Below are 9,987 nucleotides of genomic sequence, written 5' to 3'. Positions count from 1 at the left end.
CCGGTGCCCCCCTCGAGGCTCCTCCCCCCGCGCACGGCCAAGGAGGTGCGGCGGGACCGCCCTCGGCGCTTGGTGGAGGAAGCGTTCCGCCATAGCCCGGGGGTGGTCCTAGCCGGAGGGGCGGGGTACGGGAAGACCAGCCTGGCCTCTGAGTTCACGGGGGTCTACCTGGCCCTGGCAGAGGAGGCCAAGGACCCGGCGGTTTTTCTCTGGCACCTCCTGGCGGCCTACCGGGAGCGGGTGGGGTTGGCTGAGGTGGCGGGGCTTTTGGAGGCGGGGGCCTGGCCTCGTGCTCTAGAGGCCTTGATCCAAGCCTTGGAGCCTCTGGGCTCCCACCTCTTGGTTCTGGATGAGGCGCATCGGGCAGAGAGTCCCGGGGTGCTTAGGGTGGTCCAAGGGCTTGTGCGCCTTCCGGGTATAAGGCTTCTGCTCCTCTCACGGAGGGCCACGCCCTTTGCCTTTTTCACGGTGTTTTCCGAACGGGAGCTGGCCTTTGATCCCCAGGAGGCCTGCCAGCTGGCCAAGGCGTTGGCCCCGGAGCTTCCGGCCTTTGAGGTGGAAAGGGCCCTCTCCCTGGTGAAGGGATGGCCCTTGGGTCTCCGGGTTGCCCTTTTGGCCATGCGGCGGGGGCTCAGGCCAGAGCTGGCTTTGGAGAGCGCCGAGGGGCTTTTGGCCTATCTGGCCTATGGCCTTCCTCGGGGGGTGTTGGAGGCGGCCTCGAGGCTGGCCCTTTTGGGGGAGGTCCCAGAGGCGGAAGGCCAGGCCCTCTTACCCTTTGCCGAGGACCTTCTGCTAGAGAGGCGGGAGGGGAAACTCTACTTCCATCCCCTGGTGCGCAGCGCCCTCAAGACCCTTCTTCCCGAGGCGGAGGCCCGGGGGCTCCTCACCAAGGCGGCGGAGGAGGCCCTAGCCCGGGGGGAGGGGATTCGGGCAGCCGAGTTCCTCCTGGAGGCGGGAAGGCTCGGCCACGTGGCGGATCTTTTGGCGCAGGAGGGGTTCTCCTGGTTGGCCCGTGGCCTCACCTACACCGTCTTGCGCCTCCTGGCCCACCTGCCGGAAGCCTTGCGGCGAGGGCGGCATAAGCTCGACCTCTTGGAAGCGGAGGCCTTGCGCCAGGCGGGGCGCTACCAGGAGGCGGAGGCTGCCTACCAAAAAGCCCTGAGGGCAGGGGAGACCCGGGCTTACCTGGGCTTGGCCCGGCTTTTCCTGGACACGGTGGAGCCGGCGCGAGGACGTCCCTACCTGGAGGAGGCTTTGAAGCTCTTCCCAGAGGAAGCCCGCCCCCTTTTAGCGGAGAACCTCCTGAACGAGGGCCAGGTAGAGGAGGCTGAGGCCCTTGGGCTTTCTGGGCCTCGGCTTCTCCTTAGGCAGGGAAGGCCAGGGAAAGCCTTGGCCTTGTTGCGGGAAAGCGCGGACCCTGGCTTGCATCGGCCACCGCAAAACCACCGGGAGGGAACCCTTCTCCGGGCTCTTTTGGAATGCGTGGCCGGGGATGCGGAAGAGGGCCTTCGCTGGGCGGAGCGGGGTCTGAGGGAGGCCGAGGTGCTAGGAAGTCCCTTCGGCATGAGCCTGGCTCAGGCCAGGCGGGGGCATGCCCTTTTGGCTTTAGGGCGCCTTGAGGAGGCCGGTGCGGCTTATCGGTCCGCCCTGGCCATGGCCGAGGGGGGTCCGGCGCGGCTCGAGGTGGAGGCTTTGGGGGGCCTAGCCGCCTTAGGGGATGAGGGAGCCTATAAGGAGATGGTGCGCCTGGCCCGGACCGCAGGGGATCTTTGGGTGGAGGGCTTTCTCACGCTCATGGTGGCGATGGCCTGGCTTCGCCGGGGACTGGTGTTCCCCCTACCCGCCCTACCCCTCCTGGACCCGTTTCTTCGGGCGTTGGTGGGGGCCTATCCCTTCCAGGATGGTTGGGAAAGCCTGCTGCTGGCTTACCCCTTCTTGGCTGGAAGAACGCTGTTCTCTCCCCCTATTGCCCGGGTGCGCCGGGCCCTTTGGCGGCTCGGTCGCCTTGGGGTCCCCTACCATCCAGGGGTCCGGGTAGAGATCCGGGTGCTTGGGGGGTTTGAGGTCCGGGTGGAGGGACGCCCCGTGCGCTTCCGCCGAGATAAGGCCCGGCTACTCCTGGCCCTTTTGACGGCTTCGGACTGGGAGAAGGAGGACCTCCTGGAGGCCTTGGCGGTTTCCCCGGGGGAGTTCCGGGTGCTGTGGTGGGAGGTGGTGAACGCCCTGGAGCCGGGGCGTCCCAGGGGCGCCAAGCCCTACTTCCTGCGCCAAAAACCCTATGGCCTCGTTGGCGAAGTCCCGGAACTGTACGTGGACCTTTGGGATCCCGAGGCTCCCCTTGCCCCACCCTATCTGGGTTTGGACCACCCTTTTCTTGAAGACCAGGCCAGGGCCTACTTGGAGGAACGGCGGCAGGCCCTTTTGCAAAGCCCGAGGTTTGAGGACTGGCTTTTGGCCTTGCGCCTGGATCCCCTGGATGAGGAGGTTCTGCGGCGGCTTTACGGCACCCCGGCCCAGGAGGAGGCCCTTCGCCTTCGGCAGAGGGCATTGGAGGAGTTGGGCTTGGAGGCAGGAACCCCTTAAACCGGCGCCTGGTCAATACCTCGGCCCCTCTCAACGGAGCTGGGATGGAAGGTAACCCAAACCCGGGGATCCCTTTTCGTCCCCGGGTTGGGGTTGCTGCCTTCTTCCGGGCGGTCTCTAAGTGGATTTCTTGGCCTGGCGCTGGCGCAACTCTTTCCAGAACACCACCATGGCGCTCACCACGTAAATGGAGCTGTAGGTGCCCACGAAGATGCCCACGAAGATGGCCAGGGAGAAGTCCCTGAGGACGCTTCCCCCGAGGAAGAGGAGGGCGATGATGGGCAGGAGGGTGGTGAGGCTGGTCATCACCGTGCGGGAGAGGGTCTGGTTGATGGAGCGGTTTACCATTTCCCGGTAGGGGATGCCCCGCATGAGCCTTTGGTTTTCCCGAATGCGGTCGGAGACCACGATGGAGTCGTTGATGGAGTAGCCCACGATGGTGAGCAGGGCGGCGATGGTGGGGATGGAGAACTCCAGGCCCAAAAGGCTATACATCCCCGCCACGATGGCCACGTCGTGGGCCACGGCCAGGACGCTGGCTACGCCAAAGGTCCAGTCAAAGCGGAAGGCCACGTAAATAAGGATGAGGCCTAGGCCCACCAAGACGGCCATCACCGCATTGCGGCGAAGCTCCGAGCCGATGGCCGGACCCACGGTTTCCGAGGTGAGGACGCTGGCCTTAAGCTCCCCGGCAAAAAGCCGCTCCAGCTCGAGGCGCTTTTCGTCGGGAAGGGGCGGGAGCTTAAGGGAGAACTCCCTGTAGTCGGCGGTGGGGGCCTGCACTTGGGTGATGACGGCCTCCTTGGAGGGAAAACCCTTGGCTTCTAAGAAGCGCCTTAGGCTGTCCACTCCTACCTCGGGGCTGGTGCGCAGGGTATACGCCGTCCCCCCGGTGAAGTCAATGGAGTAGTTGAACCCCTTTGTAAAGACCACCCCGGCGGCCAGAACCGCCAGGAGCAGCGTGGCTAGGGTGATGAAGCGGGCCGGGCCCATGAAGTTGAACTGGGGGTTCACCAGCCACATGGGCGGCTTGATCTCACCCCGGTCCGCCATGCGCTCCAGGAGGTAGCGGCTGAAGACCAGGTTGGAGAAGACGCTGGCCACCACCCCGAGGGCCAAGACCACGGCGAAGCCCCTGACGGGGCCGGTGGCGTACTGGTAAAGGGCGGCAGCGGCCAACAGGTGGGCAACGTTCACGTCCAGAATGGTGAGGGTGGAGTGCTTGAAGCCTTCGGGGATGGCCTGGCGGAACCTCTTCCCCGCCCTAAGCTCCTCCTTGATGCGCTCAAAGGAAAGCACGTTTCCGTCCACCGCCGCCCCCAGGGTGAGGACGAGACCGGCGATGCCGGGGAGGGTAAGGGTGGCCCCTAGGCCGGAAAGGAGCCCCAGGATCAGCACCGAGGTGTAGACGAGGCCCAAGGAGGCCACCAGGCCCAGGCTTGGGCCGTAGTAGGCGAAGATGAGGAGGAAGATGGCCAGGGTGCCGATGAGGGCGGAACGGATGCCGGCTTGGATGGCATCCTGGCCCAGGGTGGGGCCTATGGAGCGGATCTCCGCCACCTCCAGGGCTACGGGTAGGGCCCCGGAGCGCAGGACCAGGGCGATCTCGCTGGCCTCCTCGAGGCCGGAAAGCCCCTCAATCACCGCCTGGCCCCCGGTGATGGCCTGCCGTATGACGGGGGCGGTGTAAACCTTGCCATCCAGGACGATGGCGAGCCGTTTGCCCACGTTGGCCCGGGTGACCTCCTCAAACTTTTTGGCGCCTTCTGGGGTGAAGGTGAGGGAGACCTGGGGGCGGCCGAACTGGTCAAAGACCGCCCGGGCATCGGCCAGGTCCGCACCCGTGAGAAGGGCTGGGCCCAGGTCTTCGGGCTTGATGAGGTCCTTTTCCAGCTCTTCCCGCTTAAGCCTGGGGTTTTCCCTAAGGGCCTGGTTGATCTGGGCCACGGTGGTGCCTGTAGCCCCCTCTTTGAGGATGCGGAACTCCAAGACCGCCCGCTGGCCGATGAGCTTAAGGGCCCGGTCCTGGTCCGCCTGGGAGAGGCCCGGTAGCTCCACCACGATGCGCTTTTGCCCCTGGATCTGGATCAGGGGTTCCGCCACTCCCAGGGCGTTGATGCGGTTTTCCAGGACGGTACGGGCCTTTTCCAGGTCGTCGGGGGTGGGGCTTTCCACGGCGGCCTCGAGGAGGATGCGCAGACCTCCTTTAAGGTCCAGGCCCAGCTTTACCTTGGGCTCCCCTGGGGCCCAGGGCTTCCAGACCATGAGGAGGGCCAGCAGGAAAAGGCCAAGGAGCAGAAGTCCGTTGAGAAGCTTGCGGTTCATACGGTTTCCCTTCGGTTACACATGTGCCTGATTCGGTATCAGAAGCGCCTGAAGCCATAGAAACCCTACTTAAGGTGCGCCGGATGGCCTTTGGGGCTGGAGCCGGCGCGGGAGGGAACCCAGGCCTTAGCCTCCATCCATCTGGAGGCGGCCGTAGAGAAGGTAGAGGTGGGATGGGGAAAGGGTCCCTGGCACGGGCGGTGGGGCCTTTCGGTTCTGGGGTTTGCTGGGGAGATGGGGAGGCCGGGTGGGAGCCTGGGCCAAGGAGGTGGTCCCGCTCCCTTGCCGTTCCTCCTTCAGGACCCAGGCGGGCCCCTTCGCCTGAAGCCCTGCTTCCGCCTTTCCCCTGTCCGGGGGTGGTGGGGGCAGGCCCTGGAGGGCGAGGGCCAGGATGGCCAGGACGAGTCCCAGCCTCCCCCAGGCACCCCCCAGGATCGGCTGCCCGGGATACCCCAAGGGGAGGCTAGGGGCCATGGGATGCCTCCTGAGGGAGGACCACCGCCGGGAACCTCCTACGCCGGCACCTCCACCATCTGGAAAACCTCAAGGACATCTCCTTCCTGGAAGTCGTCGAACCCCTCGAGGCCAATGCCACACTCGTAACCCTGGGCCACCTCCCGCACGTCTTCCTTGAAGCGCTTCAGGCTGGCCATCCTGCCCTTCCAGATCTCCTCCCCCTTGCGCAACACCCGCACCTCGGCACTCCGCACCACCTTGCCCTGGGTGACCATGCATCCTGCCACCTGTTTGCCTCCGGGCAGGCGGAAGATGGCCCGCACCTCGGCCCGGCCCAGGACCTCCTCCTTGTATATGGGCTCCTTTTGCCCCTTCACCATGGCCCGGACCTCGTCGATGAGGTCGTAGATGATGCGGAAGGTTTTGAGGAGGACCCCCTTTTGCTCCGCCGCCTTCTTCACGGCACCGGAGGGGTTTACCCCAAAGGCCAGGATGGCGGCGTTGGCGGTCTGCGCCAGGAGGACATCGGACTCGGTGGGGGCCCCCACCTGGGCCAGGAGGACATTGATCTTCACCTCCTCGGTGCTCTCCTTAGCCAGGATGTGCTGGATGGCTTCCAAGGACCCTTGGGTATCCGCCCGCAGGATGAGGTTCACCTCTTTCTGCCCCTCCTCCTGTAGGGCGCGCAGGAGGTCGGCCATGGTCCTGGGGCGGCGCTCCCTTTCTGCTTCTTCCCGGGCCCTTCGCTCCTCCTTTCGCTCCTCGGTAATCTCCTTGGCCGCCTCGAGGTCCGGCACCCATTCCACCACATCCCCAGCGTGGGGAAGTTCCTGGAAGCCCAGGACCTGCACGGCGCTACCCGGTCCCGCTTCCTTGCGCTGGTTGCCGTCGGCGTCCATCATGGCCCGGATGCGGCCGTACACCTCGCCGGCCACCACGTAATCCCCCACCCGGAAGGTGCCCTCCTGGACCAGCATGTTGGCGATGATCCCCGCCTGCTTGTCCAGCCGGGACTCGAGGATAACCCCCCTAGGTTCGGCGTTGGGGTCGGCCCGGTAGTCCTCCAGCTCGGCGATGAGAAGGATCATCTCCAAGAGGTCCTGTACCCCCTGGCCGGTCTTGGCGCTGATGGGCACCACGATGGCCTCCCCCCCGTACTCCTCGGGCACGAAACCCCGCTCCATGAGCTGCCGTTTGACCCGGTCGGGATTGGCCTGGGGTAGGTCCATCTTGTTGAGGGCGAAGAGGATCCTGGCCCCGGCGGCCTTGGCGTGGGCGATGGCCTCGTCCGTCTGGGGCATGATCCCGTCGTCGGCGGCGATGACGATAACGGCGATGTCCGCCACCTTGGCCCCCCGCTGCCGGATGGTGGTAAAGGCCTCGTGCCCCGGGGTATCTATGAAGACCACCGTGCCCTGGGGAGTCTTCACCTCAAAGGCGCCCACGTGCTGGGTGATCCCCCCCGCCTCCTTCTCGGCGATGCGGCTTTTGCGCAGATAGTCCAGCAGGGTGGTCTTCCCGTGGTCCACGTGGCCCATGATGACCACCACGGGAGGCCTTCTAGGAAGGGCTTTCCTGCGCTCTTCTTCGGCCAGCTTTTCCTTTAGACCCCGTTGCTCCTTGACCAGTTCCCGCACCGCCTCCGCATCCTCCTCGGAAAGGGTGGAGGCGTGGGATTTGTAGGGAACCCCCATCTGGTCCAGGAGTTCCAGCAGCTCCTCGTTGGTCATGCCCAGCTCTTTAGCCAGCTGGTAGATGCGTATTTTGGCCATCCGTACCTCCTAAAAGGGTGGTAAGCGCTTCCGACAAGGCCTTCGCCCGGCCCCCGGCAAAGCGTCGGAGTTTCTTTTCCGTCCAGCACTCGGGGTTGTCGGGGCAGACATAGGCCCCCCTGCCCGGCAGTTTCCCCGAGGGGTCCAGGCGAAACCCCTCCGCCGTGAAGAGAATCCGCAAAAGCTCTCCCTTAGGCCGCCTTCTGCGGCAGGCCACGCACATGCGGATGGGGATGTGCTGCGCCATTACTCGGAAAGATTCCGGAAGAGTTTCTCAAACTCCTCTTTGGCCCGGCTGGTGGTTTCGGTTTCCTCCCTGGCGGCCTTGCGAATGGCCTCGTCCAGGTCGGAGATCTCCGCCTCCTCAAAGTGGATCTCGTACCCCGTGAGCTTGGAAGCCAGGCGTACGTTCTGCCCCCCGGTGCCGATGGCCAGGGAATGCTGGTCCTTGGTCACCTTGACCCGGGCCTTCTGCCCATCGGGGTCCAGCTCAATGGAACCCACCTGGGCGGGGGAGAGGGCGTTGCGGATGAACTCCTTGGGGTCCTTGGCCCAGAGGATGATGTCCACCTTTTCCCGGCCCAGCTCCGCGGAAACCGCCTGGATGCGTTGCCCCTTGTGGCCGATGCAGGCCCCGATGGGATCCACGTTGGGGTTGTGGGTCATCACCGCCACCTTGCTGCGGCGGCCGGGCTCGCGGGCGATGGCCTTGATCTCCACGATGCCCTCGGCGATCTCGGGGACCTCCTGCTTCAATAGGTGTTCCAGAAGCTTTTCGTGGGCCCGGCTCACGATCAAGGAAGGGCCTTTGGCCGAGCGGTCCACCTTCTTCAGGTACACCTTGAGGCGTTGGCCGGGATAGTACCGCTCGGTGGGGATTTGCTCGCTCTTCGGAAGGTAAGCCTCTCCCCGGCCCAGCTCCACGAAGACGTTGCCCCGGTTGTCCACCCGGGTCACCACCCCCGTGAGGACCTGGCCTTCCTTGTCCTTGTACTCGTTGTAGATGCGGTTGCGTTCGGACTCCTTGAGGCGCTGGGTGAGGATCTGGCGCAGGTCTTGGATGGCCATGCGGGAAAGGCCCTCGGGGTCAATGGGGAACTCCATCTCATCGCCCACCTGGACCTCGGGGTCGTACTCCAGGGCTTCGGAGAGGGCGATTTCCTTGTCGGGGTCCTCCACCTTCTCCACCACGCGGCGGACCTCCACCATCTCAATGCGCCCGGTCTGGGGATCAATGTAGACGTCCACCTCCGGGCCCTTGCCGGCATCTATCTCTTCCTTGCGGTATCCCTTCTGCCGCTTGATGTAGGCCTTGCGCAGGGCTTCCTTGAAGGCCTCGAGGACCTCCTCGGTGGTAACCCCCCGCTCCAAGGCCAGCTGCTGCATGGCGTCTATGAATTCCCGGTTCATCTCTCCTCCCTGTATCCCGTCTGTAGTGTTGTCTACCTAGGCTCCTCGGGCCACTCGGCGAGGTTGGCGCGGAAGGTACCGATCCTGAGGCGTTTTTCCTCCTGGCCCACCTGGAAGACCACCACGTCCTCCTCCACCCGGAGGATGCGTCCCACGAAGCCTTCCGGCCCCGGCACCTTGGCCTTAAGGCCTTGGAAGCGCTCAAAGTGTCGGCGGGTGAAGAGGGGGCGCTTGGGGCCGGGAGACTCCAGCAAAAGGCGGTAGCTTCCCGGGATGGGGTCCTCCCGGTCAAAGACCGCCTCAATGGCCCGGCTGGCCTGTTCCAGGTCCGCCACGCTGATGGGCCTCTCGTCCTTCCGTTCCAGGCGGACCAGGACCTCCCCGGGGGCTTCCCGCACCTCCAGGACCTCGAGGTCCAGGGGCCCTACCGCTTCCTCCACCAACCGCCAAAGGTCCACAGGCACCTCCCTACCTCCCTTCACAAAGGAAGGGTGGGCTTACACCCACCCCCCTCCCTTGGGAGCACTGGGCTCAGTTTACACCCAAAACCCCCTTGACTACAACCCCTTTAGCCTGTTACACTCAAGTTTGCCGGTCCGAGCCCGGCTTGGGACATGGGGGTGAACGGTCTCGACGGGGGTCGCCGAGGGCAGGTGGCGCGCCGAGGTGCGGGTGGCCTCGTAAAAACCCGCAAACGAATAAAGGCCAACAAGCCTGCTTACGCTCTCGCGGCTTAAGACCGCGACCCCGCCCGGAAGCCCTGCCGGGGGCTCACGGTAGCGGGGACACAAACCCGGCTAGCCTTGGCTAGGCTCCGTAACCCAAGGCGAAAACAAGCGGAGCTTGCCCTTGGCCGCCTGTCCGTGGGCTAAGCCAGGGGGACACCCGAAACACGGACTACGCGCGTAGAGGCCTGCCGTAGGGACTTTCGGACGGGGGTTCGACTCCCCCCACCTCCACCATCTAGCCCACCAGGAGCCCAAGTGGGCTCCTTTCTCCTATACCGAATGTGTAGCGTGGAACACATCAGGGTTTCATTGTAGATTAAGAGGGGGCTAGGAGTTGATAACATGATATCGGACAGAGAGTGGTCTTCAGAGCTTTACGCTATAGCGAAGCAAATCGCATCTTTTGAAGACGGTCCTACTGAGAGAGGGCGGACCACTGGAGAAGCTGGCGGTGGGCGGCAGTTTGAAAAGGTAGTTGCAAAAGGGTTTCTGGCTTTTGTTGAGCTTCTCTCTCGCTCTTTTTCCTTTATGGAAATCCTACAAGTTACTCAAGAGGACTATACTTGCAAAAATCCTTTTAGCGACGTGCTAGCAATAAGAAACCCAGAGAAGGAAAGGCTGTTGATATTCAAGCTGGGTGCACTAGCGCATTTTAGCAACAGAGAAGGTTATCTGGCTCCTCGCAGCTGTATCTCAATACCGGCGGACTTTTT

At 64.2% G+C, this 9,987-nt stretch carries 8 protein-coding genes and 1 other RNA gene; 3 read left to right on the top strand and 6 right to left on the bottom strand.

From position 1 onward, the window contains the following. Positions 1-2,583: hypothetical protein (locus tag Q0693_RS01500; protein ID WP_298628638.1), on the top strand; the 2,583-nt coding region annotated here is incomplete at its 5' end. A gap of 117 nt (positions 2,584-2,700) precedes the next feature. Here the strand turns inward: Q0693_RS01500 and secD are convergent. The 6 genes from secD to rimP all read right to left on the bottom strand — a co-directional run bounded on the left by secD (position 2,701) and on the right by rimP (position 9,004). Then, positions 2,701-4,908, bottom strand: a complete 2,208-nt coding sequence (secD, locus tag Q0693_RS01495; RefSeq protein ID WP_298628636.1) for a protein translocase subunit SecD — start codon at positions 4,906-4,908, stop codon at positions 2,701-2,703. A gap of 126 nt (positions 4,909-5,034) precedes the next feature. Further along, positions 5,035-5,382 (bottom strand): hypothetical protein, encoded by a 348-nt coding sequence (locus tag Q0693_RS01490; protein WP_298628634.1) that lies wholly within the window; start codon positions 5,380-5,382, stop codon positions 5,035-5,037. Positions 5,383-5,420: 38 nt separating this feature from the next. After that, positions 5,421-7,136: a translation initiation factor IF-2 gene (gene infB, locus Q0693_RS01485; RefSeq protein ID WP_298628632.1), complete on the bottom strand. Its 1,716-nt coding sequence runs from the start codon at positions 7,134-7,136 to the stop codon at positions 5,421-5,423. Continuing rightward, entirely contained in the window at positions 7,105-7,383 is a 279-nt protein-coding gene (locus Q0693_RS01480; RefSeq protein WP_298628630.1) for a YlxR family protein, read from the bottom strand. Before Q0693_RS01480 ends, infB begins: the two co-directional genes overlap by 32 nt. After that, positions 7,383-8,546, bottom strand: a complete 1,164-nt coding sequence (nusA, locus tag Q0693_RS01475) for a transcription termination factor NusA (protein WP_243029452.1) — start codon at positions 8,544-8,546, stop codon at positions 7,383-7,385. The genes Q0693_RS01480 and nusA overlap by 1 nt, the downstream gene beginning before the upstream one ends. A gap of 32 nt (positions 8,547-8,578) precedes the next feature. After that, positions 8,579-9,004, bottom strand: a complete 426-nt coding sequence (gene rimP / locus Q0693_RS01470) for a ribosome maturation factor RimP (RefSeq protein WP_243029504.1) — start codon at positions 9,002-9,004, stop codon at positions 8,579-8,581. Between the two features lie 158 nt (positions 9,005-9,162). On the opposite strand from rimP, the gene ssrA reads away from it, so the two are divergent. Both ssrA and Q0693_RS01460 read left to right on the top strand, forming a co-directional pair. Continuing rightward, positions 9,163-9,508: a transfer-messenger RNA gene (gene ssrA / locus Q0693_RS01465) on the top strand. Between the two features lie 108 nt (positions 9,509-9,616). Further along, positions 9,617-9,987: hypothetical protein (locus tag Q0693_RS01460; RefSeq protein WP_298628627.1), on the top strand; the 371-nt coding region annotated here is incomplete at its 3' end.

It is taken from the genome of uncultured Thermus sp. (assembly GCF_938010445.1).
GTDB lineage: Bacteria > Deinococcota > Deinococci > Deinococcales > Thermaceae > Thermus > Thermus altitudinis.
The sequence above is the reverse complement of the archived record's forward strand: the minus strand, read 5'-3'. Positions and strand labels throughout refer to the sequence as shown.